Source organism: Hymenobacter sp. H14-R3 (assembly GCF_030063445.1).
Taxonomy (GTDB): domain Bacteria; phylum Bacteroidota; class Bacteroidia; order Cytophagales; family Hymenobacteraceae; genus Hymenobacter.
In genome coordinates, this window is sequence record NZ_JASITD010000015.1 from 1 (window position 1) to 24,806 (window position 24,806).

The following is a 24,806-nucleotide window of genomic DNA, read 5'->3' on the forward strand; positions in this document are numbered from 1 at the left end:
AGTCGTTAAGCCCCGGTGCGCCTATGGTACTGCCTTCACCGGTGGGAGAGTCGGTCGCCGCCAACTTTAGACAGAGAGCCCCCTGCCAAGCGCTTTTATCAGCGCCCGGCAGGGGGCTCTCCCGTTTGTGGAGAAATTTGGAGGCCTGTTACTTAGAAAAGTATAGGGTAAAGTTTAGCTAATAGTACGCCATGCGTTGGTATGGGCCGTATAAGCTGGTTATGATTCCGCTAATCACCCAAACGCCTCGCCTTACGATTCTGGCTGCTAGCCGGGCTTTGCTCACCGCTGAACTGCACAAGCCGCAATATTTTTCTACCTTATTGGGGGCTGTAGTACCGGAAAACTGGCCACCTAGTGATTACGACCGCAGTGCAATGGTCTACTTTCTAGACCAACTCACAATAGGAGGTCGTGATGCTGCCGGCTGGTACAACTGGTATGCTTTGCGCAAAGCTGAAGGTGATGTGCCCCGAACACTAATGGGCGCGGGAGGTTTTATGGGACCGCCCGATACGGATGGCTCGGCTGAAATAAGTTATTCTATTGCGGTAGACTGGCAGGGCCAAGGATTAGGTATCGAACTAGTAAGCGGATTGGTACAACAGGCCGCCGCTACGGGTATGGTGCATCGGTTGGTGGCTCATGCTCGTGCTGATAATCCTGCTTCGCAGCAGGCATTGCTTCATAATGGTTTTGCGCTGGTCGGCCCTGGTCCTGCTGGATACGTGCGCTTTGAGCGCGCAGTAGAGCCTGCTGCTGACCCGCGGCTGCAAGATGTGGCATAGGCTGTACTTATACAGTTAGTCAATAATCCGTTAGAGCTTCCGCACCAAATGTAAGCGAGTGATAGGCTAGTTTCGGGGATGGATTATTTCGCCTCCTTTGCCCAGTTGACGGACCCGCGCGTACAGGGTCGGTGCTTACATCAACTGCTTGATATGCTAGGTCTGCTACTCTGCGGCACGTTGGCCGGCTGTGACGATTTACCGGAAATCCGTGACTATGGCCGTGCCCTGCTCGACTTTTTGCGGTCGGAACTAGGCTTGGCTTTTGCCAACGGCATCCCGTCCGAGGATACCTTGGAACGGCTACTCAAGCGCTTGGATCCAAAGGAGTTAGAGTAAACCTTGCGGGCCTGCGCTGGGTCGTTGGCCGGCCGGCAGCTCTGCGTCGATGGCAAGGAACACCGCGCCACCACCCCCGCCGGCCAGCGCCATGCCTTGGTGCGCACGGTCAGCGTGTGGGTAGCCAATGCGCAATTGCGCTTTGGACAAACCCAGATTGGGGCGAAGACGAACGAAAAAACGGCGATTCCGGCCTTACTCGACGCCCTCGACGTGGCCGGCAGCATCGTCACCATCGATGCCATTGCTTGTCAGCCGAGCATCGTGGGATAGGTTGTGGCGCGCGGAGCCGACTACGTGATTGCCCTGAAGAAGAACGCCAAAACCCTGTACAAACAGGATAGCGAGCACCTACTGGCCCGCACGGCCTGCTTGCCGGCCTGGCGTAGCCTGGACAAGGGCCACGGGCGGGGGGAGCGGCGTACGATACGCATTTGCCAAGACCTGGCCCTGGTCGAGGCCTGCGCACGCTCGTGCTGGTGGAAACCGAGGGGTACACGAGCCAAGGCGTTACCCGCGCTCAACGCTTCTACCTCAGCTCCTTAACGGACGTTGACCCGGCGGTCTACGCACACCTCATCCGGGGGCACCGGGCGGTGGAAAATCAGTTGCACTGGCAACTCGACCTCACCTTCAAGGAAGACCAGTCGCGCTTACGAACAGGCCATGCAGCGCTTAACGCCAATATCTTACGCAAAACGCCCTTGTATTTGCTGGTCCAGGACCCACAAGCCATCAGCCTCAAACGAAAGCGTAAACAAGCGGCCTATGACAATGAGTACCTTTAGCAACTACTACAAAAGGCCTGATATTTGGTGCGGCCCTAATAATCCGTAAAGTTCGGCTACTTCCTTAGCCTAGCCTCACCCAAAATTCAAGAAGCACTGACCAAGTGGTTAGTGCTTCTTTTGTGGGCTGACGGTATCTTTCGGATATGCACGTAAGTTGCGTTATGGTACTTATTGGTGGCCACTACCTTGCGCGCCGCCAGCCCCGACCCGACCGCTAAGCGACCCACGCTGTTATTGCTGAGCCTAGTAGACTAGCAAATCCACGTGCGCCAACCCAAGTATTTTTTAGTTTAGCGCGGGTATTTCGGGCTTCGCAATGGCTGGGTGGGACCATCGGTAGGCGTGAGCCGGTGTGCGGCAACATAGTGTGGGGTTGAAAAGAAATGGTTCTTTGAGCGCGAGCCTTCACGCTGGGGTAGTGTTTACTCTGCGGCCAGCACCTGTCCGCCTTTCCCTTATGCTCTAAGCTGGTCCTACTACCCGCTACTGGCTTGTCAAAGATTTCCATAAGGCTCTGAAAACGGGGATAGTATTCGAAAAGTGGCAACTGCAGATAGCAGTACGCCCTTTAGGCTGTGCTCAGTCTTGGGGCCCTGACCCTAGGGGGCCTGCGTGAGCAAAGCTGGTTAGTGCTGGGCAATCCTGCCAAGGAGGCCACGAATTTATGAATGCTGTGCTATTATAGTAGCCACTCTTGTGATATGGTGCGCGCCGTGCAGCTAGCCCTTGCCGTGTTAGGCAGGCATTTGGATAGCACAGATTATGACCTACGCGGCTGGCAAATTCTCTGACTTAGTCATCGCGGCCTGCGCGTTAAAAGCGTTAAGCTGGTTACGCAACTATTTGATGAGCAATGCTTAAAAAAAGCGCCAGCCAATCGGCCGGCGCTTTTCGATATTTGGGTAAGGGCGAGCCAAATTCTTGACCGGGCCTTTCAGGTGGTTGAGACAACTACTTATTTCTTCTGGGTCTTTACAGTTTTGCCTGAAGGCTTATCCTTGATAACCTCTTCGTTATCCTTCTCTTTCTTCTTGGTTTCGGGGTCAGTGTGGCTGGGGGTTTTTACGGAAGCGGCCATGATGGGGATGGGGGAAAAGGAATGTGCGCCTTATACGTGATTAGTCAAGCACTTGGTTTATGCCGGTGGGCATTACGTTAGGTTAAGCAGTTATGGAAGGAGAAAATGAACGAGTAATAATGTGTCACGTATGAATGACTGGGGGAGCGAACTCTGTAATTAGCTTTAAATTAGTATGTTATATTAAATAATCGATTAGTGTCTTACTGGGAATCACAGCATTTTCTATCAATATGTCGTATCGTCATACTATTGGAGTCCGCACCTACCAGTTTGCAGATTTAAAAGCGCTACTGGTGCGTGCCTCGCCGCTACGGGCGGGCGACGTGCTGGCTGGCGTGGCTGCCGCCACCTATGAGGAGCGCGTGGCCGCCCAGTATGCCTTGGCCGATGTGCCGCTGCGTAACTTCCTGAGCGAGACGTTGGTGCCTTATGAGCAGGATGAGGTGACACGCCTTATTATCGACACGCACGATGCGGGGGCTTTTGCGCCCTTGGCGCATTTCACGGTGGGCGAGTTGCGCGACTGGCTGGTGTCGGACGCAGCCGATGGGCTGACGCTGGCGGCGCTGGCTGCTGGCCTCACGCCCGAGATGGTGGCGGCCGTGAGTAAGCTGCTGCGCAACCAGGAGCTGATTGCCGTGGCCCGGCGCATAGAGGTGGTTACGCGTTTTCGTAATACGCTCGGGTTGCGGGGGCACCTGGCTACTCGCCTCCAGCCCAACCACCCTACTGACGACCTGCGCGGTATTGCGGCCAGCCTCGTCGATGGCCTGCTTTATGGGAGCGGCGACGCCGTACTGGGCATTAATCCGGCTACTGATAACGTGCGGGTTCTGAGTGACTTGCTACGAATGCTGGATGGGGTGCGCCAGCAGTATGAAATCCCGACCCAGACGTGCGTGCTATGCCACGTTACTACTACGCTCGACCTGATTGGGCGGGGGGCACCTGTCGATTTGGCGTTTCAGTCCATTGCCGGTACCGAGGCGGCCAACAGGAGCTTTGGCATCAGCCTCAGCTTGTTGCAGGAAGCTTGGGAAGCCACGTTGGCGCTGGGGCGCGGTACGCTGGGCCACAACGTGATGTATTTTGAAACCGGGCAGGGCAGCGCGTTGTCGGCCAATGCACACCACGGCCTCGACCAGCAGACTTGCGAGGCCCGGGCCTACGCCGTGGCCCGGCACTACCGGCCGCTGCTCGTCAATTCGGTGGTGGGCTTCATTGGCCCCGAGTATCTATATGATGGCAAGCAAATCATTCGGGCGGCGCTGGAGGACCACTTTTGTGGTAAGCTGTTGGGCCTGCCGATGGGCGTGGATGTGTGCTACACCAACCACGCCGAGGCCGACCAGGATGACATGGACAACCTGCTTACGTTGCTGGGCGTGGCAGGCTGCAACTTTATTATGGGTGTGCCAGGGGCTGATGATATCATGCTCGGCTACCAGTCCACTTCGTTTCACGATGCCCTGTACCTGCGCCGGGTGCTGGGCCTGCGCCCGGCTCCCGAGTTTGCAGCCTGGCTGGCGCAGCAAGGTATTTTTGACGAGAGCGGGCGGCAATTACCCGCAACGGCGGCCCAATTACTGAAGCAGCTGCCGCCCGCGCTGCGCCCTTAACCATCCGTAACCATGCCTGACTTGCCCGAGCTTGCCGCCGCAAATTCCGCACCCGACCCTTGGGCCAGCCTGAATTCCTTCACGGCCGCCCGCATTGCGCTGGGGCGTAGTGGCACCAGCGTGCCCTTGCGGGAGGCGCTGGCTTTTAAGCTGGCCCACGCGCACGCCCGCGACGCGGTGTATTCGGTACTGGATAACGCGCAGCTAATGAATGAGTTGCTTGAGTTGCAATTGCCTCTTGTTCAAGTGCATAGCCGGGCTGCTACGCGGCAGGAATATTTGCAGCGCCCCGACCTTGGGCGGCAGTTGGCCGAGGACTCGCGGGCGCAGCTAATGGGCCAGGCGGCCGGGGGGCGTGACTTGGTGGTAGTGCTGGCCGATGGCCTGTCGGCCACTGCCGTCAATAGTCATGTGCTGCCGCTGCTGCGCCTGCTGGTGCCCGCGCTGCGGCAGGCGAGCTTCCAGCTGGGGCCGCTGGTGCTGGCCGAGCAGGCACGGGTAGCCCTCGGCGATGAGGTGGGGCACTTGCTGCAAGCCCGGTTGGTGCTAGTGCTCATTGGCGAGCGGCCAGGATTGAGCGCGCCTGACAGCCTGGGCGCATATTTCACCCACGGCCCCCAGCCCGGCCTCACCGATGAGGCCCGCAACTGCGTGTCTAATATCCGGCCCGAGGGCCTGGGCTATGAGGCCGCGGCCGCCAAGCTGTTTTTTCTGCTGGCTGAAGCCCGGCGGCGGCAGCTTTCCGGCGTGCGGCTGAAAGATGACTTTGGTTTGCTAGCGGAGGGCTCAAAAAGTTAATAAGTAGTTGATTAGTAGTAGTATGAGATAATTTTTTGAATGCTTGTCGGCGCCATGGCGCGCGTTACCGTTAGGGGGCTGTTTAGTGCCCATCTGATGTTTCGTTTTGCCCCGCCGGCCGCCGGCCCTCGTCCTGTTGCCACCCGCCGGGGCCGTCTTTGCCGTTGGTTGCGGTGGGGCGGGCTGCTGGTTGCGTTGGGGCTGCTGGCTGGGCTGGCCGCTACGCTTTGGCTCGACCCCTGGCTGCGCCGCACGCTGGAGCAGCAGGCCAGCCAGCAAAGCCGCGGTGCGTATGAACTGCGCATTGGGGCGCTGCGCACGCACCTGTGGAGCCGCAGCCTGGAAATGAGCCAGTTGCAGATGCAGCCCGCACCCCACTGGCGCGGCCCGTGGCCAGCAGCGCTGCCTCGGCTGCACCTCACTGTGGGCACCGCGCGCCTCAGCGGCTTGGGCGTGCTAGCCTTGCTGCACGGCGGCGTGGTGCCCGTGGATAGCCTCGTGCTGGCCGACATTGCTTTGAACGTACCCGCCGGCCTACCCCGGCAGTTACTCAATGATAAGAAACTATTATACAAGAAGTTGCCGCGGCGTATTGCGGGCCTGCGGCTCGGCTTGCTGGCCCTGTGCCGGGTGGGCGTGCGCTACGCCGATGGCCCTGGCACGCTGGCAGCCGTGGCCCGCGCCGACTTCCTGGCTCACGACGTGCTGCTGAGCGCCGCCGGGGCTGCCGATACGCAGCGCACCGCCTACGCGGCCTACCTGGCGGGCCAGCTGCGCGGCGTGGCCGTGCGCACGGGGGGCGGGGGGGCGCAGCTGGCCCACGCCCAGTTTGCCGCTGGTCGGCTGGCGCTCGATTCGCTGCGGGTGCTCACGGCGGCTAAGGTACCCACCCGCCTCTGGCTGCCACAGCTCCGGCTCACGGGCTGGCAAACAGCTGTGCTTCAGCATAAAAAGTGCTTTGTGGCCGATTCGTTGACGCTTGATAAGCTGCTGGTGCAAGGCCCTGCGCCCTGCGCGCCCAGCCAACCGCTCCACGAGCTGCTGGCTCCTTACTTGCGCCGGGCCAGCCTGGCGAGCCTGCGCGTGCGGCACGGCACGGTGCGCACCGTTGGCCCCGGCCTGGCCTCGGTGATAAGCAATATTATGGTGCAAGCCACTGCGCTGCAAGTAGATGCCGCTGCGGCCCGCGACCCGCGCCGGGTGGCTTATGCCCACGCCTGGCAGGTGGCCACCGGGCGCATCATGGCCGGGTACGACGCGCCCTTTTACCGGCTGGCGGCCAGTGGGCTGCGCCTCGACACGCGGCGCCAAACGCTCAGCTTGCGGGGCCTGGCCGTTCAGCCCACTTTTTCGGCCGCCGAGCAAGACCGGCGCAAGGGTGAGCAATCGGTGCACTTGGTGGTGCGGCTGCCGGCGCTGCACCTGCGCGGGCTGGATTTTGGCCGGCTGGCCCGGCAGCGCGAGCTGGTAGTGCGCCAGCTGGTGGCCGAGCGGCCGCGGGTCGAAATCGCCAGCGACGGCCGCGCGCCGTTGCCCAGCCAGCCGTCCATCTTCACGCCGCTGGCCGTGCGCCGCCTACCGCTGCTGGTGAGTATTGCCGAAGTGCGGGTGCAGGCCGCCAATATCAGCCTGCCCTACCGCAGCCCGCGCAGCCCCGTGGTAGGCCACATCACGCTAACTAACCTCAGCGGTGCGCTGCGCAACCTCAGTAACGACCCACGCCGCATGACGGCCGCCCACCCGCTCACCGGCGCGGCCACCGCGGCCTTGCAAGGGCAGTGCCCAATGCAGCTACAACTGCGCATTCCGCTGCTCGACCCGCTGGGGCGGCACCAGGTCACGGGCACGTTTGGGGCCGCGCCGTTTGCCATTCTCAACCCCATGATTGGCCCCACGCGGCTGTTTGAGTTCAGCAGCGGCCAACTGCGCACCATGCGCTTCGCCCTGCACGCTGACCTGCACCAGGCCGATGGCACTATGTGGGCCGAGTATTCTGGCTTGCACCTGCGCGTGCTGAAAAGTAAAGGCAATGAGCTGAAAACCAATTTGCTAGCTAAAATAGAGTCCGGCGCAGCCAATGCTCTTTTCATTCGCAACAATAACCCGCGCGCCAGTGGCAAGCTGGCCCCCGGCCGCCTGCGCAGCAACCGCGACCTGCACTCGGCGGTATTTGTGCTGTGGCGGCAGGCGCTGGTGAGCGGCTTGCTTAATAGCGCGGGGGTGCCGCAGCCGCTGGCCCAAAAGCTGAGTGAGGGAAAGAATTGATGTGGGGTTGCGCGCATGTACTCTAGCGGAGCGCCTTACCCCCGACCCTCTAGTTAGCAAAATATTTTCTAAAACAACTGAACGCACTATTGCACAATGCCTTAGTGGCGAAAGCGTCAGCGCGGCCAGTGGCACTGCCAGGTAGCCGAAACGGCCGCGTCAGCTCCGGCTCGCAGCCCAACCTGCACAGGCTCAGCACACTGATACTGTACATGACCACCGCGCTCAGCATCGAGAGGATAATCACCTGGTCGGTGGTGCCGGTGCAAATAGCCCGGGGCCGTAGGCCCGCGGAATGGTGCGCCGCGGCTTTCTTATTTCCTCGGCCACCGGGGCCACGCCCTCAATGGCCAGGTAAAACCAGATGGCAAACGGCCGCGCTGCCCGCCTGCACCAGTCCCGGATGCGCCAGAAGATTGGCCAGCCGGAAGTGCGGGGCCAGCAGGCCCATAAACACCAGTAGCTCGGCCACGGCCAAGTCCTTTACTACCAAGGTAAAATTGGGGTGGTTTAGGAGAGCCGGGGCAGCACTTTGCGGGCGCGGGCCTGCACCTGGTCGCGGTCGTAAGCGGCCGTTAATGTTTGGGTGGCGGCCTCGGTCACGCGGGTGGCGTGGGCGTGCAGCACGGCTAGGCGGGCGGGCACTTGGGTGCGGCTGGCGGCCGTGTCCAAGGCCGTGAGCAGGCGCAGGTACACGGCCAGGTTGCCCTCGCCGGACACCAGAATCTGGTCGAAGGCCGTGTTGACGAACGTGGCAAACGAGGGCTGCACCGTGATAATGCGCACCGGGCCGTCCTCGTCGGTGCGCAGCGGGTCGGTGAAGCGGCGGGCGGCCAGGCTGACAACCAGCGCGCCCAGGTAGTCGATGCACATTACGGCCGTGGAAGTGTCGTTGATACCCGGCGACAAGGCTTTGAGGGCGATATCGACGAGCTGGCGCACGCCAAAGCCGGCATCCTGCTCGGTAGTGCGCTGGCGGCCGGTGCTAAACTGGCCGTTCAGCTCGGCCAGTAGCTCATCGGTGAGCGTGAGGGCCGGGCCACCAGTATAGGAAGCTATGGAGGCCAGTGGCGCGCCCTGCGCCACGAAGCCACCCACGCCGCGCTCCATGCGCACCACGCCATTGAGGCGGCGCGCTAAGGTTATAAGCCCCTCTTCATTAATGCGTTGGACGTAGCCAGTGGCTTCAGCCGGCACGGGTACCCAGGTCATTTTATCGGCCTTTTCGAAAAGTGCTTGCTGAGCGGGCTCGCTGGCGGCGGTGCCCAACTCTTGCGGAAACAAGCGCCGGATGGCCGCTTCCGTTTCCTCCGCTACGCCCTCGATGATGACCCCGGCTTGCATAATAGAGGCAATGTGATGGATGAAAAACACCAGCACCCCAATACTTAGCACCGCCAAAATCAGCCCGCCCGTTACGGCCAGCGGCGGAATGAAGCCGCCCTCGTCGCCATCGCGAATGGTACGCAGCACCAGCAGGCAATACACGAAAATGCTCACGAAAGAGCCCAGCACCATCTGGTTGACGCGGCTGCTCATAAAGTTGCGCAGCACCCGCGAGGTGTACTGGCTCGATACCTGCCCCAACGTGCTCAGCGTGAGCGAGAAACCAAGCGAAGCCACCGTCATCATGGAGCCCGCAATGGCGGTGAGCACGCCCCGCGCGCCGCTGGCCCCGGCCCCAAACAGCAGCGGATAGTCCTTCACCCAACCGTGCTCGATGCTCATGTCGAGCCTGACCAAGCCGTAGGCCAGCACCATGGCCGCGGCCACCATCAGGGTAGGCACAAACCAGAGGCTGTCGTTGATGTTGCGCCACAGCGTATGTAATTTATTCATAGCCGGGCATACTGCTGAGGTAGGGGTGGGGTTGCCAGTGGCGGTTGGGGCGGGGGCGGCTACCTTGCGGCCCGCCTGCTTTCGGGGCCCGCCTCATGAAAAAAACTTTGCTGCTGCTGGCCCTGCCCGCCACCGCGCTGCTGGCCCGTGAGGCCCGCCGCTCCGCGCCACCCGCCAAAATCTACGACTTGGTTATCAACCATGTAAGCGTAGTAGACGTGGCCGCCGGCCGGCTGCGGCCCGACCAAACGGTGGCCGTAGCCGGCGGCAAAATCGTGCGCGTGGGGCCCGCTACGGGGCGCTACGCCGCCCGCCAAACCGTGGACGGCACCGGCCGCTACCTGTTGCCCGGCCTCTGGGACATGCATGTGCATTTTCGCGGCGGCGACAGCCTGGCGGCGGCCAATAAAAAGAGCCTCGCGCTGTATCTGGCCCACGGCATTACCACGGTGCGCGACGCGGGCGGCGACCTCACACCCTTTATTTACCAGTGGCGGCAGGAGGAAGCGGCGGGTACGCTGGCCGGCCCGCGCCTCTTCACCTCGGGCCCCAAAATTGACGGGCCCGGCGCTACCTGGCCCGGCTCGCTGGAGGTGACTACGCCCGCCCAGGTAAGCCACGCGCTCGACTCGCTGCAAAAGCTGCGGGTAGATTACGTGAAGATTTACGACAGCAAACTATCGGGCGAGGCGTACCTCGAAACCATTGCGCAGGCCGAGCAGCGGGGCCTGAAAACCACCGGCCACATGCCCTACTCCGTGACGTTGGCCGAGGCCGTGAACCGGGGCCTCGACGCCACCGAGCACCTGTACTACGTGTTCAAGGCCTGCTCGGGTAAGGAGGATAGCCTCACGGCCCTGGTGCGCAATAGCCTGACTACCAGTAAGCCACTGGGTTTATTTGCCTTGCTGCCGGCCGTGTACGACACGTATAGCCCGGCCGCTGCGCAACGTATTTTCCGGCTTATGGCGGCCCACCACACGGCCGCCGTGCCTACGCTAGCCATTGGCCACACGCTGGCCGGGCTAGCCGAAAACGACCACGCCCACGACACGCTGCGGGCCTACATCGACCCCAAAATCCAGCGCACTTATGCCAAGCGGCTGGCCGGGGCCAGGCAGCAGTCGGCCGCCGCGCGGGCCTTTTCGCAAAAGCTGGAAGCCAGGTTCAGAACCTTGGTGCCGCAGATGCAGGCGGCTGGCGTTGCTATTCTGGCCGGCTCGGACAGCGGGCCGTTCAATTCGTTTACTTACCCCGGCGCGTCGTTGCACGACGAGCTGCGGCTGCTGGTGCAGGCCGGCCTCACGCCCGCGCAGGCCCTGCGGGCCGCCACGCTCAACGGCGCTACGTTTATGGGGGTGGCCGCCCGTAGCGGTAGCATTACCGAGGGCAAAGATGCTGACCTGGTGCTACTTACGGCTAATCCGCTGGCTGATATTACCAACACGCGCCAGATTGAGGCCGTGGTGTCGCGCGGCAAGCTGTACGCGCGGGCCGATTTGGGGCGCATGCTGGCGGCTATTAAAAACAAGTAGCGTGGACGTTGAGAGCCGGCGCGTAGGTCGTTCTACGCGCCGGCTCTCAACGTCCACGCTACCGCTTGAAACGACGGTTCTACGCCCGGCCCATCTGGCGCAGGAAAGCCACGTGCGAGGCTACAGCGTAGCGCATTTTGGGGTATTCCTGGTAGGGGAGGCCAAACTCCTCGCACGTGGCGCGGATGATTTTGCTCAGCTTGGGGTAGTGCACGTGCGAGATTTTGGGGAACAGGTGGTGCTCTACCTGAAAGTTGAGGCCACCTACTAACCAGCTAATGAGGCGGTTATCGGTAGCGAAGTTGGCCGTGGTACGCAGCTGGTGAATGGCCCAATCGTCTTCCATCTTGCGGGTGGTTTCGTGGGGCACCGGGAAGGCCGCCTGCTCCACGGTGTGCGCCAGCTGGAACACGATGCTGAGCACGAAGCCCGCTACTGCGCCGGCCACCAAGAAGCCCACCAGCCAGCCGGCCCAGCCCACCATGTAAATGGGCAGCGCCACGTAGAGGCCCAGGTTCAGGACCTTAAAGCCCCAGAAAATGAGGTGGTCGTTGGTGCTCATCGGCTTGAGGGCCACGCTGCCGATGCGGCGGCTGAAGTACTTCTGGTAGTCGGTAAACAGCACCCAGGAGATGAAGAGCAGGCAGTAGAAAAAGCCGAAATACAGGTGCTGGAAGCGGTGGGCGCGGTGGCGCGGCTGCTCGGGGGTGAGGCGCATCCAGGGCCGGATGTCGAGGTCGTCGTCCACGCCGTCGATGTTGGTGTACATGTGGTGCACGGTGTTGTGCTTGGCATCCCACATGTAGCTGCTGCCGCCAAACACGTTGAGGGTGAAGGCCGCCGTTTTATTGAGCCAGTTGTGGCGGCTGAAGCTGCCGTGCGCGCCGTCGTGCATCACGTTGAAGCCGATGAGGGCCAGCACGGTACCCATAAGCACACACTCGGCCAGGGCCCAGCCGGTGGGCGGAGTAAAGAACACGAGGTGCACGTAGAGCGCAATCATGCTGCCCACCAGCAGCAGGGCCTTGCCCAGCAGCGACGAGTTGCCGGTTTGGGCCTTGCCCGTGGTGGTGAAGTACTCGGCCGTGCGGCGCTTGAGTTCGGCGTGGAAGGAGCGCGGGGGCGCAAAACGAGGCAAAAGCATATTATGTTAATAACCAGCTGATTACCTACTAAAAGGCGGGCCGCTGGGGCGGTGCCGTAGTGCCGGGCGGCAACTGCGGTAAGCTTCTGCACGATGCACAAGCCGGGGGTTTTGACAGGGTAACTACGCAACCGCAATTGTGTTGGGATTGACGGCGTAACCAGCCACAAAATTACAACGGCCCGCCGGGCGGGTAAGTGCACCAAAATGCGGAATGCCCGAATGTCGTACCCACCGGGCCGCCCACCGCGGCGCGGGCAGCCACGGGGCCGGCTGTTGCGTAGAAGGTACTCCTTCACCTTTTCCCTTTGCCATGTATCGCTTCGTAGTTATTGCCCTGCTGCTTGCCGGGGTTGGGCTGGGCCAGCCAGCCGCGGCCCAAACGGCGGCCGACCTGCCGGCCCGCCCCGTTCCCTTCACCTTCGTTACGGACCAGGGCAAGCTGCTGAGCGCTACCGACGCCAAAAAGCTGGACGGCGGCCTGCGCAGCTACGCCGAAAAAACGGGCACGCAGGTAGTCGTCGTCACGGTGCCCAGCCTGGGCGGCCGCAGCGTGGCCGACTACGGCCGGGCGCTGGGCACGGCCTGGGGCGTGGGCCAGCGCGATAAAAACAACGGCGTAGTGGTGCTGCTGAGCGCCCAAGAGCATAAAGTAACCATTCAGCCCGGCTCGGGCCTGGCCAGCGTGATAACGCCCGCCGTTACCAGCCGCATTATTGGTGAAATGACGCCTGCTTTCAAACAGGGCAACTACTTTGCCGGCCTGCGCAGCGGCCTCAATACGCTGCTGGTAACGGCCAACCCCGGCTCGGACCCGCGCAAGGCAACGGCGGGGGCGGCGGCTAGCGGCGTGGCGGCTACCAACCCGGCTGCCACGAGCGCCAACTTATCGGATAACTCGGCCGCGCCGGTGACCAACGACCCGGTGGGCGCGCAGCAGAGCGAAGTAGCGGCCCCGGCTTCGTCGGGCATCGGCATGGGCACGCTGCTCCTTGGCGCGCTGGTAATTGGCGGCATCCTGTGGTTCGTTATCAAGATGTTTCGCAACAAGAGCGCCGCTGCGCAAAGCGGCGGCACGCCCAATTTCTACCCCAACCAGGGTGGCACCAACCGCCCGAACCAGAACCCAAATCAGCCCAATTTTTACCCTAACCAGGGTGGCAACCAGGGGCCGGGTAATTTGAACAACCAGGGCAACAACAGCGGCGGCGGCATAGGCAGCATGGGCGGCATTCTGGCCACGGGCGCGGCGGCGGCGGCGGGCGCGTACATCGGCAACCGCATGTCGTCGCACGGTGGCAACGACTCGGCGCAGCACCTCAGCAACAACAGCGACACGCCGGGCCTGGGAGCCGGCGCGGCGGGGGCTGCCGGTGCAGCCGGCACCGGCGCGGCGGGCGACTACTTCTCCTCGCGCGGCGGCAATGGGGGCGCTGGCAACGACAGCCCCGACTACTTCTCGGGCAACGACGCGGCCAGCGATTCCTCGGGCGATTATTTCTCCTCCGACAACTCCTCGTACGACGACACCTCGTCGGACGACACGGGCGGTGGGGGCTTCGACGGGGGCAGCGACAACAGCGGCTCGTGGTAAGCGCCGGTAACTATTAGCGTAAAATTCAGATTAACAAGTAGTTGAAAGTAAGCTCCGAGTTCGGCCCCTGCCAGGGAGTCGGGTTCGGAGCTTTTAGCAGGCGGTAGTGTCGGGGCTGCTGGGTTAGCCGGCCTACCCACTGGCCGTATTTTTGCAGGTAGCTTTCCATCTACTCGTTTTTTTACGCATGCCTGATTCCCTGGCGTTGCTTCCGGCGGGGCTGCCTGCCACGCCGCAGCTGTTACCAGCCCTGCTCGACCTGCTGCCCAATGGCGTGGTGTACTTAACGCCGCAGCTCGATGCGGCCGGGGCAGTGGCAGATTTTGCCTTTGCCTACCTCAACCCCACTGCCCAGCGCACGTTGCGGCTGCCGGCCCCGCCGGTGACCACGTATACCCAGCAGTTTCCGGGCAGCCGCGAGAACGGCTCGTTTGCCTTTCACTGCGCTGCCTGGCTGGCCGGCGGCGAGGTGTGCCACTTCGAAATGCTGTACCAGGCCAATGGCTACGACGGCTACTACCAGGTAGCCGCCCGGCGGCTGGCCGAGGGGCTGCTGGTGAGCTTTACCGATGGTACCGAGCAGCCGCGCACGGCCGTAGAAGAAGCCTTGCGCGTCAGCCAGGCCGGCGAGCGGGCCGCCCTGGCCGCCGCCGAAACCCAGCGGGGCGAGTTGCAGCGCATTTTTGAGCAGGCTCCGGTGGCCATTGCCGTGTACCGCGGCCCCACCTACATTATTGAGCTGGCTAACCCGCTGGTGTGCGCCCTGTGGGGCCGTACCCAGACCCAGGCCCTGCACACGCCCTTGCTGGAGCTGCTGCCCGAGATAAAGGGGCAGGGCTACGAGGAATTGCTCGACGAGGTAATGGCTACCGGCGTGCCGTACGTGGCCAGGGAAATGCCCTCGACCATTGACCGCTACGGCCGCCGCGATACCGTGTACTGGAACTTCGTGTACCTGCCGGTGCGCGCCGCCGACGGCCGTATTACGGGGGCCATGGTGGTGGCCACCGAAGTAAGTGAGCAGGTGCAGGCCCGCCAGCAGGTGCAGGCCCTCAATGAGGAGCTGGAGGCCCGCGTAACTCAGCGCACCGCTGAGCTGCAAGTTGCCTTGCAAGAAGCTGAAAAACAGCGCGAGCAGCTGCGCACTCAGCAGGCCCTGCTGGGCCAGATTCTGGGCCAGGTGCCGGCCGCCATTGCCACCCTTACGGGGCCCGAGCACCGCTACTCGTTCTTTAATGCCCCCTACCAGGCCCTGGCGGCGGGCCGCACCGCGCTGGGCCTGAAGGTGGTCGAGGTGTTTCCGGAGGTGGAAGAGCAGGGCTTTGTCGACTTGCTGAACCGGGTGTACGCCACCGGCCAGCCCTATAGCGGCACGGGCACCCCCATTATGCTGCACGATAACGATACTGGCCAGCCCGAAACGCGGTACATGGACTTTATCTACCAGCCCCTCTTTAATGCAAAGGGGCAAACAACTGGTATTCTGGCCTTTGTGCTGGATGTAACCGATAGTGCGCGCGCGCGCAAGCAGGCCGATACGCTGCAAGCCGCCGTGCTGGCCGCCGTGCGGCGGCAGGGCCAGGAGCGCGAAAACGTGCACCAGCTCTTTGCCCAGGCCCCGGCCGTTATTTGCCTGCTGCGCGAGCCATCGCACCGCATCGAGTACCTCAACCCGGCCTACCAGGCGCTGTTTCCGGGCCGCCAGCTGCTGGGCCACACCCTGGCCGAGGTGCAGCCCGAGGCCCTGGCGCTGCTAGCGTTGCTCGACGAAGTGCACGGGTCGGGCGAGGCGCAGTTTCGGCGCGAGATGCCGGTAGTGGTGCCGCCCACCGAGGCCGGCCAGCCGTGGGGTACGTATTACTTCGACTTCACCTACCAGGCCTACCGCGAGGAGGGCCGCATTGCGGGCGTGTCCATCTTCGGCTTCGACGTGACCGAGCAGGTGGAAGCCCGCCAGCAGGTGCAAAACCTGAACGAGGAGCTGGCCGCCATCAACGAAGAAATGCAGGCCACCAACGAGGAGCTGCACGAGAGCAACACCCGCCTGCTGCGCACCAACACCGACCTCGACACGTTTGTCTACACCGCCTCGCACGACCTGAAGTCGCCCATTACCAACGTAGAAGGCCTGCTGCTGGCCCTGCGCGACCACCTGCCCGCCAACGCCCTCGACCACGCCGTGGTGCCGCGCCTGCTCGATATGATGGCCGGGGCCGTGAGCCGCTTTCAGCAAACGCTGGGGCACCTCACCGACATTTCGCGCCTGCAACAGGAGCAGAGCCAGCCCGCCGAGGCCGTGGACCTGCCCGCCCTGGTAGAGGCCGTGCGCCTCGACATCCTGCCCGAGCTCACGGCGGCCGACGCCACCCTGGCCATAGACCTCGACGGCTGCCACACCGTGCACTTCTCGGCCAAAAACCTGCGCAGCATCGTGTACAACCTGCTCAGTAACGCCGTGAAATACCGCGCCGAGGGCCGCCCGGCCCACTGCTGCTGCGCTGCCACCACGCGGTGGGCTGCACGGTGCTCGAAGTGCGAGACAATGGCCTGGGCCTGAGCAAGGCGCAGCAGGGCGAGCTGTTCCGCATGTTCCGCCGCCTGCACACCCACGTGCCGGGCTCGGGCGTGGGCCTGTACATGGTCAAAAAAATGATTGAAAACGCCGGCGGCACCCTCACGGTGCAGAGCCAGCTGGGGGTGGGCTCCACCTTCACCGTGTCGCTGCCCACCGGGCGCTAAGCACGGGTTTACGCCACCAATATTCTATGGAAAAGCTATCCAGTATCCTGTTGGTTGACGATGATTCGACCAATAATTTTTTAAACGAGTTGCTGCTCAAGAGCCTGGACGTGACCGACCGGCTCCTGGTAGCCGAAAACGGTGCCCAGGCCCTGCACCTGTTGGTGCAGCAGGTAGCGCCCGAGGAGCCCGCCCTCATCCTGCTCGACGTGAACATGCCCGGCATGAACGGCATCCAGTTTCTGGAAGCCTACCAAGACCTGCCCGCCGCGCAGCGGGCGGCCACGGTCATCATCATGCTCACCACCACCATGGATGCCCGCGACCTGGCCCGCCTCGATGAGCTCTCTATTGCCGGCCTCGTCAGCAAGCCCCTCACCAAGGAAAAGGTTGCGAACATTCTTCAGCTGCACTTTCAGCGCCAACTACCGAACCAGTAGGCGCGCGCGGTAGGGAATAAATTTGTTTATTTTATAAGTATTCATAAATCAAATAGTTGCTAAAATCGGCTTGCATAAAATAAGCGTTGGCACGCGGGCTAAAGGCTTGCCTAGCGCCGGGGCATAGTGGTGCGGGGCCGGCCTACCTTGATAACGCCGCGCCGGGGGTGGGCTTTCTGGTAGCGGCGCTTGTAGCGCCAGCGGCCCACTACGCCCATGCGGCTCCAGCGCTTGCGGGCCGCCCCGCGGTGCTTGTAGGCGGTGTAGTGGGGGCGATGGCGGCCCGGTGGCGCGCTGAGCGCCGCGCTGGCCTCGCCCAGCGTGAAGAGCGCGCACAAAAACAGGAGTAGAAAGCGGTGCATACGTAGCTGGTCGAAATTAATTTTGCGTCGGCTTGTTCGCAAGAGATTGTTAGCCAGAGTATTAAACGAATACTAAAAGCTAGTAGCTAAAAGCCAACAGCTCACTACTTACAAAGCGGGGTAAAGACAGGTAGTTTGGCAAAATGGGTGCCAGAGCTGGCCGGGCCAGGGCTCTACGTAAGTACCCGGCCCCACGGTTTTGGAGAGTACGCTCACTGCACGCTGCCAGCCACTTGCAGCGGCGGGGCGGCCACTTCCACATTGGCAGTGCGCGGGAAGGACAGGAAGTGCGTAACGCGCGGCGGGGCCTCGCCCTGGTGGAAGCGCCGCACCTCGGCCTCCACCTGCTGGTCGTCGCGGGTGAAGCGGTGGTGCTGGCGCTCGTGCTCGGCCCAGGTAGCCACGTAAAAAAACTCGGTGATGCGGGCCGGCTGGGCCACGTCGGTGAATACGCCGGCCCGCAGTGCGCCATCGCGCAGGCGCAGGCGGGTGAGGTGCTGGGCCGCCAGCCGGAAGGCCGCGTGGTTAGCGGGGGCCACGTCGTAGTCTATCATCACTATCACGGGGCCATCGTCGGGGTCAATGGTTTCCTCGCCTTCGGGGAGCTGGTCGCTCCACTGCTCGGCGGGGCTGAAGTCGAGGCCATCGGGCTGGTGCATGGGGAAGGGTAGCGCCAGGGCCAGCCCGGCCAGCATCCAGCCCGCCGCCGCCAGTAGCGCCACCTCCGTATTGGCCCGGTCGGCCAGCTCGCCCCATACTATGCTGCCGATGCTCATACCAGCCTGAAAAACAAGCATGTAGATGCTAACGGCCCGCGCCTGCACCCACTTGGGCACGTGCAGCTGCACGCTGGTGCTAAAGCTCGTCATGGCAATGAGCCAGGCCGTGCCGGTGAGAAACATCACCGGAAACAGCCAGTACTCGCTGTTTACCAGGGCCAGGCACAGGTTGGTGCCCACAAACACGAACGAGCCCACCAGCACCCGCCGGTTCATGTTGAAGCGGTGGCCGATTTTGCCAATCAGCAGCGCGCCCGTTACGGCGCCCGCGCCCAGCCACGACAGCATCACGGCGTAGGAACCCGACTGCAAGTGCAGCCGCCGCGCCACCACTACGCTCAGCAGCGCCCACATGGCGCTGGCCCCAAACGAGAAGGCAAACGTGCGCACCAGCACCGCCACCAGCGGCGGCGAGTACTTCACATAGCGAATGCCCGCCCGCAGCGCGCCCGAGAAGTTTTCGGCCGGGCCACCCTCGTGCTGCACCGCCCGCTTCCAGTTATACACCACTAGCCAGGTGCCGATAAACGACACGCCGTTGAGCACAAACACCCAGCCCGGCTGGTAGTAGGCGATAATAATTCCGCCCACGGCCGGCCCAATGGCGCGGGCAATGTTGTTGCTCACCCCGTTGAGGGTAATGGCAAATGGCAGCACCGGCCGGGGCACCAGCTCGGTGGTCACCGTTTGCCAGATGGGGCCGTTGAGGGCGGCGCCCATGCCCAGCAAAAACGTGAAACCCAGCACATCAATGGCCCGAATGGCCCCCGACAGCGCAAACGCGCCCAGCCCCAGCGCCACCACCGCCATAAAGCCCTGCGTAAAAAGCAGCAGCTTGCGCCGGTCGATGAGGTCGCCGATGGCCCCGGCCGGCATGCTCAGCAAAAAGGCCGGCAGGCTGGTGGCCGTTTGCATGAGGGCCACCAGCAGGGCCGATGTGGTGAGGGTAGTCACGAGCCACACGCCAGCCACGTTCTGCATCCAGGTGCCCACGTTGCTCACGAGCGAGGCAATCCAGATGGCCCGAAACAGGCTGTAGGTAAACGGCGTGCGCAAGCCAGGCCGGGGCCCGGCCGCGGGCAAAGGAAGCGTAGGAGTCATGCAGAAGCAGTAAGCTATTTCACAGTACGCTGGTTAGCCGGCCCGGGGTGCGTTGCGGCCGCCGGCCCCGCTGCCGCTAAGCCCAAAAAACCTCCCGCAGCTGCGCGGGAGGTTTTAGGGTACCGAAGTAAAAACGAAAGGAATAGACTTACTTCACCACAAGCTGCCGCACCAGCGCGCCTTGCCTGGAATCGACTCGTAAGAGGTAAACGCCAGTGGCTAAATTACTTAAGTCAATGTCACGCACGGGGCTGGGCACCGCCAGCGCGGGCTGCTGCGCTACCACCCGGCCCGTGAGGTCGAGCACCGCGTAGGGCGCCGAGGTCAGGGCCGGCTGCTGGAGCGCGCTGAGGCGAAAGCGCCCGGCTGGGCTGGGGTTGGGCGACACCGTGAGCTGGGCCTGCGTACTAGCATCGGCGCGCACGGCCAGCGCGCCCCCAATCAGCGTAATATCATCAAGCAGCAGCACCGAGCCCGCCGTTATCTTGGTTTGCGTGGGCGTATTAGCCGAGCCCGAGCTAAACTGCATCCGCACCGAGTCGGGCGTGGCCGTGGAGGAGTAGGGGATATCAATCGTGACCCCCACGTAGCCGCCCATAGTGGGCGCCAGGGTTAGGGTGCCGCCCCCGATGATATCGGGCACCGTACCGGTAGCGCTTTTTTTGGTGAGCAGCAGTGTGGCGATGGCCACATCGGAGGCCGGGCCGGTTAGCTTATAAAAAAACTGAAACTGCGTGGGGCGCGTGGTGCTGGGCACGCCGCCAATGGGGTAGCCTTCGTAGACAGGGGTGGCTCTGATTTTGGAGCCTAGTATCAAAACTCCCTCCTGCACAAACGAAGCGCCATTGTTGCCCTGAAACGAGATGTTGGTGAGCTTGGCGGCAAAGGAGCCCGTATGGGCATCCGTCGATTTGGTAACGGTACCAGTATTATAGGTATAGCCTGGGTCCGAGGCAGCATAGATATCATCGGTGGTCAGCCAGTTGGCGGGGGCCTCGGCGCTGCCGCGGGTGGCCCAGGTTTCGAAGCCCGCGTTGGTAATTGTCTGGGCAGTAGCGCTTAGCGTAGCTAAATAGCTGCCAGCTAAGGCAATAGCGTAAAGAAATGCGTTCATGCGAATTAGTGGTTAACGTGGAAAAGTAAGGGGAGGGGAGCTGCCTGGGTACTAGGGGTAGCTGTGCGCAACCTGTTCAGGCCCACTGCCTAAGGTATTGATAAACTTCCGAATTACGCAGCAGCCCGCCGTGGTGCTGCTCGCCAAAGCGGGTGGTGCGCACCGCGGTGCCAGGCGGCAGCTCGGTTTCGTCGGCAAAGAGCTGGCCCCGGCCGCTGGCCGCGCCCACCAGGCCATCGCCAAAATAATCGCGCAGCACCTGGGGCCGGCTGGCGCGCAGCCAGTCGCCCACCAGCACGTGGTAGCGCACGCCGGGCAGCAGGGGCACCACGGTGCGGGGCCGGGGCAGGGCGGGGTCGTCGGGCTGCTGCCAGTCCTCATCCACCAGCAGGGCTTGGCCCAAGTCCTTGATGCCGTTGGAGCGCCGCGCAATGGCCTGGCTCAGAAAGCGCGTCGGAAACAGGTTGATGCGCCGCAGCAGGCGCTCTACCAGCAGGCCGTTTTGCTCCAGGTACGAGCCCTCGTTGGGCACGCCAATGAGAAACACGCTGCGCAGGTGCGCCAGCCAGGACGCTTTTTCAGTGCGCAGCGAGTGGTGCGCAGTGCGCAGCTTTTTCTTTTTGACGGGACCTTCAACAGGTAATTTACTGCCATAGTAGCCCGCCGAGCGAATAATGAGCCCGCCCATGCTGTGGCCCACCAGCACCAGCTCGCCGATGGCGGCGGGGTAGGTTTCGACCAGCTCGGTAAGCAGCTGGCTGAGGGCGCGGCCATTTTCGGAAATGTGCAGGCCCGAGTTGTAGCGCAGGTACAGGGGCCGGCAGCCGGCCTCGGCGGCCAGGCGCGGGCCGTAGCGCAGGGGCTCGCCGGGCTCGTCCTGGAAGCCGGTTTGCCAGATGAGCTCGTCGCCCATGAGCCCGTGCAGAAAAATGACGGTCTTTTGCGCGGCCTCGCTCAGGCCCAGCTCGGCCACGGGCACGTCGTGGCCGCCCCGCCGAAAGCTGAGGGCAATGGTGCGGGCATCGTGGCGGGCGGCCAGCTGGTCGCCGAGCGCGCCGTTGAGCACCGGCTGAAAAAAATGCTGGTGGGCGCGCCCCGCCTGGTAGAGCAGGGTGGCCCCGCGCACGGGCAGCAGCGCCGCGTGGGCCAGGGTAGCAAGGGTACGGCGCAGCATAGACGCAAGGGGTAATGGGTACTTGGGTATTGGGTATTGGGTAAAGAACAACTCGGCGCTGCTGCTAGATACCGCGGCAACCAAAATCTGGTTGCTACGTCCAACAAGTATTGGCGGCCGGGCCGCATCTTTGTAGTAGTAATCTCCCCCGCTATCCGCATGAAAGTTTCTTTTCGCTCTGTCCTGGCCCTGTTGCTGGTAGGCAGCTCCGCCACCTTGCTCACCGCCTGCGACTACGCCTCGCTCAGCCCCGGTGAAAACCCTCAGTCGCGCGAAGGCTTCAGCAACCCGCGCGGCTACACCGCTACCGATGTGGACCGCGACAGCATCAACAACCGGCAAACCGTGACCAAGCCCATTGGCAAGGGCTCGGCTACGGCCATCAAAAATGGCTCGGCGCAGGACAAGCTCGACGCGGCCCCGGCCGGCGACAACGCCACCTCGCCCCAAACCGCCAGCGGCAAAATGGGCTCCACGGACCAGAACCAGCCCAACAAAGACAGCAAAACCAGCCAGGATAAGTCGGGTAACATGTAAGTTGCTCAAATTAGACATAAGTTGAACAGCAAGAGCCCATTACCTCTTTGGTAGTGGGCTCTTTGCGTGGATGGCGGCCGGAACTCACTGGGCTAAGTGCCGTACTATTTTCATCTTCTGTCCCTGTCCTTAGTCCCTTCGCCTATGCTTTCCAACCATGCTTCCCGCGCCAGCACGCCAGCCTTTGCTACCGTAGTGCCCGGCCTGCACGTGCTGCGCGACGTGTTTGTGAACCTCTACTACGTGGCCGCCGACCCCAGCCAGCCCCAGGGCGATTGGGTGCTGGTTGATACCGGCCTGCCCGGCTCGGCCAGCAAAATCAAGCAGCACGCCGCCGCCGTGTTTGGGGCCGACAACCCGCCCGTAGCCATCGTGCTCACCCACGGGCACTTCGACCACGCCGGCAGCCTCGTAAGCCTGGCTAAGGCTTGGCCCCAGGTGCCCATATACGCGCACCCGCTAGAGCTGCCCTACCTCACGGGCCTTTCGGGCTACCCCCCGCCCGACCCCACCGTGGGGGGGGGGCTCATGGCCTGGGGCTCCTTTCTGTACCCCAAAAGCCCCTATGACCTCGGCGGCCGCGTGCAGCCACTGCCCGCCGATGGCAGCGTGCCTGGCCTACCCGGCTGGCGCTGGCTGCACACACCGGGGCACACGCCGGGCCACGTTTCGTTCTTCCACGAGGCTACGAAAGTGCTGGTAGTTGGCGATGCGTTTACTACTGTGGTGGGCGAGTCGGGCTTGGCTACGTTTTCTCAAAAGCAGGTGGTGCACGGCCCACCGGCCTATTTCACGCCCGATTGGGACGCCGCCCGCACCTCGGTGGCCGCGCTGCTCAGCTTGGTGCCCGAGGTAGCCGCCACCGGCCACGGCATTGCCATGCACGGCGATGAGCTACGCCACCAGCTAGCGCAATTGGCCGTGAATTTCAACACTCAAACCCGCCCCAAAGTAGGCCGTTACGCCCACCAGCCGGCCGTGGCCGATGCCAGCGGCGTGCGCTCGGTGCCGCCGCCCGTAGTGAGCCCTTTGGTGAAGAGTTTGGCAATTGCCGCTACCCTACTCACAGTGGTAGGGCTGGCCGCCGCCACCCGCAAAACGAAGCGTAAGCACCCGTACCGCGCACCCTACCGCAACCATCCGGCTTAGCCTAAGCCGAAAAATACGTAAGCTTTATTCATAATTTATTGATTATAAGTAAATTATGAATAAAGCTTGCCCGTTTTTACCTTCGTTAAAGCGGCTGCGGAAACTGGCCCGGCCGGGCGTAGCCGTAGCGCACGGGCGGCAGCACCTCGTGGTAGCCATCGAGGCCCGAGATGGCGGCCTCGCCTAGCGCGGCCAGGTCGAGGGTGCCGTCGGGGCGCAGGGCCTCGGGGCGCAGGTACACGTGCTCCACAGTGCCCACCAGCAGCACGGTTCCGTTAAATATGGCGTGCTCCTCGCGCAGGCGCATCCCAATGCTAACCGCGCTTTCGGCCACGTAGGGCGCCGGGAAGCCGTCGCGAAAATCGGCCGTGAAGCCGCAGGCCTCAAACTCCGACACGTCCTCAAAATTGGCGGACGTGTAGTGCGCCTGCGCGGCCAGGCTCAGGGGCACGTGGTTGAGGGTGTAGCAACCGCCGTTGTCCTTGATATTCTGGTAGGTGTGGCGTGGCACGGTGGTGGGGCGCGTCACCATGCCCAGCACCGCCGGGTCGGAGCCCAGGTGCAGCACCGAGCTGAAAATGGCCAGGTTGGTGCGGCCATCGGGTGCGGCCGTGCCCACCAGGTTGGCCGGCTTGTAGCCCGGCAGGCCATTAACGAAGTTGAGGCGATATACTTTTTCAAAGGCCGAGATGTCGGCCGCGGTAATGTGCTGCATGGAAGAGGTTTAGGAGGATAGGTTTAGCCAAGTGTAGCGCGGACTTTGTAATCCGCGTCAGGAACAAACAAAGCGCGGACTACAAAGTCGGCGCCACCGGCTGTTGAAGAGGCTGAATTTACTCATATAAATCGCGCAAATCAGCTGCGGCCAGCTCCACCAAAAACTGCCCCAGCTGCCGGGTAACCGCTTGCAGAAACGCCGCGCCCTTGGCAGCGGTGGCGGCGGCCGGGTTGCCCACGCCCGTGTCGGCGCTCACCTGGCTCCAGTCGCGCTGGGCCCAGGCCCACTCGCGCAGCGCCCGCATGCGGAACTGCTTGCCGGTACCCGGCCCGGCTTCGGCCAGGGGCCGCACCAGGTCGGGGGCAATGTGCAGCATCATGCTGGTTTCCATCTCATCGGCGTGGTCGCCGGGCGCGTCAAAAAACTGACTGCGGTCCACGATGCGGAAGAGCGTGGCCGTGCTGAGAAACACGCCCGGGAACTCGGCTTGCAGCTCGCGCAGCATCTGCCGGAAATCGTTGCCGCCGTGGCCGTTTAGTACCAGCAGCTTGGGAATGCCCTGGCGGGCCAGCACTCGTACTACGTCGCGCAGCACGGCCAGCTGGGTGCTGGGGTTCAGGTTTATATCGAGGGTAATGTCGAGCTGGCCGGTATTCACCCCAAACGGAATGTTGGGCAGTACGACCACCTTGGCGCCCTGCTCCCAGGCCAGGCGGGCGGCCTCGGCAGCTACGTAGTCGCACTGGATATTGTCGGTGCCGTAGGGCAGGTGGTAGTTGTGGGCCTCGGTGGCGCCCCAGGGCAAAATAACCACCTCAAAGGCGGCGTCTTTTACGGCCTGCCAGGTGGTTTCGGCCAGAATGTAGGGGCGGTTGGGCATACGCAATGCGGGTCAAAAAT

The 24,806-nt window shown here is 62.8% G+C and carries 24 protein-coding genes; 14 read left to right on the forward strand and 10 right to left on the reverse strand.

Features of this window, described 5'->3' with window-relative positions:
- The first annotated feature begins 221 nt into the window (after window positions 1-221).
- The 4 genes from QMK33_RS14360 to QMK33_RS14375 all read left to right on the forward strand — a co-directional run bounded on the left by QMK33_RS14360 (window position 222) and on the right by QMK33_RS14375 (window position 1,915).
- Complete coding sequence (locus QMK33_RS14360) at window positions 222-788, forward strand: GNAT family N-acetyltransferase (protein WP_283565292.1); 567 nt, start codon at window positions 222-224, stop codon at window positions 786-788.
- A 78-nt stretch (window positions 789-866) separates the two neighbouring features.
- Complete coding sequence (locus tag QMK33_RS14365) at window positions 867-1,127, forward strand: transposase family protein (RefSeq protein WP_283565293.1); 261 nt, start codon at window positions 867-869, stop codon at window positions 1,125-1,127.
- 3 nt (window positions 1,128-1,130) lie between these two features.
- The gene (locus tag QMK33_RS14370) at window positions 1,131-1,400 is read left to right on the forward strand and encodes an ISAs1 family transposase (protein WP_283565294.1); all 270 of its coding nucleotides are present in this window, start codon (window positions 1,131-1,133) and stop codon (window positions 1,398-1,400) included.
- A 161-nt stretch (window positions 1,401-1,561) separates the two neighbouring features.
- Window positions 1,562-1,915, forward strand: coding sequence for an ISAs1 family transposase (locus QMK33_RS14375; protein WP_283565295.1), 354 nt, complete (start codon window positions 1,562-1,564; stop codon window positions 1,913-1,915).
- Between the two features lie 958 nt (window positions 1,916-2,873).
- On the opposite strand, the gene QMK33_RS14380 is transcribed toward QMK33_RS14375, so the two are convergent.
- Window positions 2,874-2,996 carry a hypothetical protein gene (locus tag QMK33_RS14380; protein ID WP_283565296.1) on the reverse strand — a complete coding sequence of 41 codons (123 nt, stop codon included), beginning with the start codon at window positions 2,994-2,996 and terminating at the stop codon, window positions 2,874-2,876.
- 233 nt (window positions 2,997-3,229) lie between these two features.
- On the opposite strand from QMK33_RS14380, the gene QMK33_RS14385 reads away from it, so the two are divergent.
- The 3 genes from QMK33_RS14385 to QMK33_RS14395 all read left to right on the forward strand — a co-directional run bounded on the left by QMK33_RS14385 (window position 3,230) and on the right by QMK33_RS14395 (window position 7,681).
- Entirely contained in the window at window positions 3,230-4,618 is a 1,389-nt protein-coding gene (locus tag QMK33_RS14385) for an ethanolamine ammonia-lyase subunit EutB (RefSeq protein ID WP_283565297.1), read from the forward strand.
- A gap of 12 nt (window positions 4,619-4,630) precedes the next feature.
- On the forward strand, window positions 4,631-5,416 hold the full coding sequence (eutC, locus tag QMK33_RS14390; protein WP_283565298.1) for an ethanolamine ammonia-lyase subunit EutC: 786 nt from the start codon (window positions 4,631-4,633) through the stop codon (window positions 5,414-5,416).
- 96 nt (window positions 5,417-5,512) lie between these two features.
- Window positions 5,513-7,681, forward strand: coding sequence for a hypothetical protein (locus QMK33_RS14395; RefSeq protein ID WP_283565299.1), 2,169 nt, complete (start codon window positions 5,513-5,515; stop codon window positions 7,679-7,681).
- A gap of 343 nt (window positions 7,682-8,024) precedes the next feature.
- On the opposite strand, the gene QMK33_RS14400 is transcribed toward QMK33_RS14395, so the two are convergent.
- Both QMK33_RS14400 and QMK33_RS14405 read right to left on the reverse strand, forming a co-directional pair.
- Window positions 8,025-8,174, reverse strand: coding sequence for a hypothetical protein (locus QMK33_RS14400; protein ID WP_283565300.1), 150 nt, complete (start codon window positions 8,172-8,174; stop codon window positions 8,025-8,027).
- 17 nt (window positions 8,175-8,191) lie between these two features.
- Complete coding sequence (locus tag QMK33_RS14405) at window positions 8,192-9,520, reverse strand: DUF2254 domain-containing protein (RefSeq protein ID WP_283565301.1); 1,329 nt, start codon at window positions 9,518-9,520, stop codon at window positions 8,192-8,194.
- 95 nt (window positions 9,521-9,615) lie between these two features.
- On the opposite strand from QMK33_RS14405, the gene QMK33_RS14410 reads away from it, so the two are divergent.
- A complete protein-coding gene (locus QMK33_RS14410) occupies window positions 9,616-11,055 on the forward strand; it encodes an amidohydrolase family protein (RefSeq protein ID WP_283565302.1) in 1,440 nt (479 codons plus the stop codon).
- Window positions 11,056-11,134: 79 nt separating this feature from the next.
- On the opposite strand, the gene QMK33_RS14415 is transcribed toward QMK33_RS14410, so the two are convergent.
- Window positions 11,135-12,199 carry a fatty acid desaturase family protein gene (locus tag QMK33_RS14415; RefSeq protein WP_283565303.1) on the reverse strand — a complete coding sequence of 355 codons (1,065 nt, stop codon included), beginning with the start codon at window positions 12,197-12,199 and terminating at the stop codon, window positions 11,135-11,137.
- Window positions 12,200-12,512: 313 nt separating this feature from the next.
- On the opposite strand from QMK33_RS14415, the gene QMK33_RS14420 reads away from it, so the two are divergent.
- The 4 genes from QMK33_RS14420 (at window position 12,513) to QMK33_RS14435 (ending at window position 16,972) form a co-directional block, all read left to right on the forward strand.
- On the forward strand, window positions 12,513-13,793 hold the full coding sequence (locus tag QMK33_RS14420) for a TPM domain-containing protein (RefSeq protein ID WP_283565304.1): 1,281 nt from the start codon (window positions 12,513-12,515) through the stop codon (window positions 13,791-13,793).
- 187 nt (window positions 13,794-13,980) lie between these two features.
- Window positions 13,981-16,350: a PAS domain-containing sensor histidine kinase gene (locus QMK33_RS14425; protein ID WP_283565305.1), complete on the forward strand. Its 2,370-nt coding sequence runs from the start codon at window positions 13,981-13,983 to the stop codon at window positions 16,348-16,350.
- Window positions 16,317-16,532 carry an ATP-binding protein gene (locus QMK33_RS14430; RefSeq protein WP_283565306.1) on the forward strand — a complete coding sequence of 72 codons (216 nt, stop codon included), beginning with the start codon at window positions 16,317-16,319 and terminating at the stop codon, window positions 16,530-16,532. The genes QMK33_RS14425 and QMK33_RS14430 overlap by 34 nt, the downstream gene beginning before the upstream one ends.
- Before the next feature lie 26 nt (window positions 16,533-16,558).
- Complete coding sequence (locus QMK33_RS14435; RefSeq protein ID WP_283565307.1) at window positions 16,559-16,972, forward strand: response regulator; 414 nt, start codon at window positions 16,559-16,561, stop codon at window positions 16,970-16,972.
- A 110-nt stretch (window positions 16,973-17,082) separates the two neighbouring features.
- Here QMK33_RS14435 and QMK33_RS14440 read toward each other — a convergent pair whose 3' ends face one another.
- From QMK33_RS14440 to QMK33_RS14455, 4 genes are all read right to left on the reverse strand, one after another.
- A complete protein-coding gene (locus tag QMK33_RS14440; RefSeq protein WP_283565308.1) occupies window positions 17,083-17,334 on the reverse strand; it encodes a hypothetical protein in 252 nt (83 codons plus the stop codon).
- Window positions 17,335-17,546: 212 nt separating this feature from the next.
- Window positions 17,547-19,214, reverse strand: a complete 1,668-nt coding sequence (locus QMK33_RS14445) for an MFS transporter (RefSeq protein ID WP_283565309.1) — start codon at window positions 19,212-19,214, stop codon at window positions 17,547-17,549.
- 148 nt (window positions 19,215-19,362) lie between these two features.
- Complete coding sequence (locus QMK33_RS14450) at window positions 19,363-20,328, reverse strand: T9SS type A sorting domain-containing protein (protein WP_283565310.1); 966 nt, start codon at window positions 20,326-20,328, stop codon at window positions 19,363-19,365.
- 76 nt (window positions 20,329-20,404) lie between these two features.
- Window positions 20,405-21,502 carry an esterase/lipase family protein gene (locus tag QMK33_RS14455; RefSeq protein WP_283565311.1) on the reverse strand — a complete coding sequence of 366 codons (1,098 nt, stop codon included), beginning with the start codon at window positions 21,500-21,502 and terminating at the stop codon, window positions 20,405-20,407.
- A gap of 159 nt (window positions 21,503-21,661) precedes the next feature.
- On the opposite strand from QMK33_RS14455, the gene QMK33_RS14460 reads away from it, so the two are divergent.
- Complete coding sequence (locus tag QMK33_RS14460; RefSeq protein WP_283565312.1) at window positions 21,662-22,039, forward strand: hypothetical protein; 378 nt, start codon at window positions 21,662-21,664, stop codon at window positions 22,037-22,039.
- 144 nt (window positions 22,040-22,183) lie between these two features.
- Entirely contained in the window at window positions 22,184-23,188 is a 1,005-nt protein-coding gene (locus QMK33_RS14465; RefSeq protein ID WP_283565313.1) for an MBL fold metallo-hydrolase, read from the forward strand.
- 85 nt (window positions 23,189-23,273) lie between these two features.
- On the opposite strand, the gene QMK33_RS14470 is transcribed toward QMK33_RS14465, so the two are convergent.
- Both QMK33_RS14470 and QMK33_RS14475 read right to left on the reverse strand, forming a co-directional pair.
- Window positions 23,274-23,903, reverse strand: a complete 630-nt coding sequence (locus QMK33_RS14470; protein ID WP_283565314.1) for a flavin reductase family protein — start codon at window positions 23,901-23,903, stop codon at window positions 23,274-23,276.
- A gap of 118 nt (window positions 23,904-24,021) precedes the next feature.
- Window positions 24,022-24,786 (reverse strand): creatininase family protein, encoded by a 765-nt coding sequence (locus QMK33_RS14475; RefSeq protein ID WP_283565315.1) that lies wholly within the window; start codon window positions 24,784-24,786, stop codon window positions 24,022-24,024.
- Window positions 24,787-24,806: the final 20 nt, after the last annotated feature.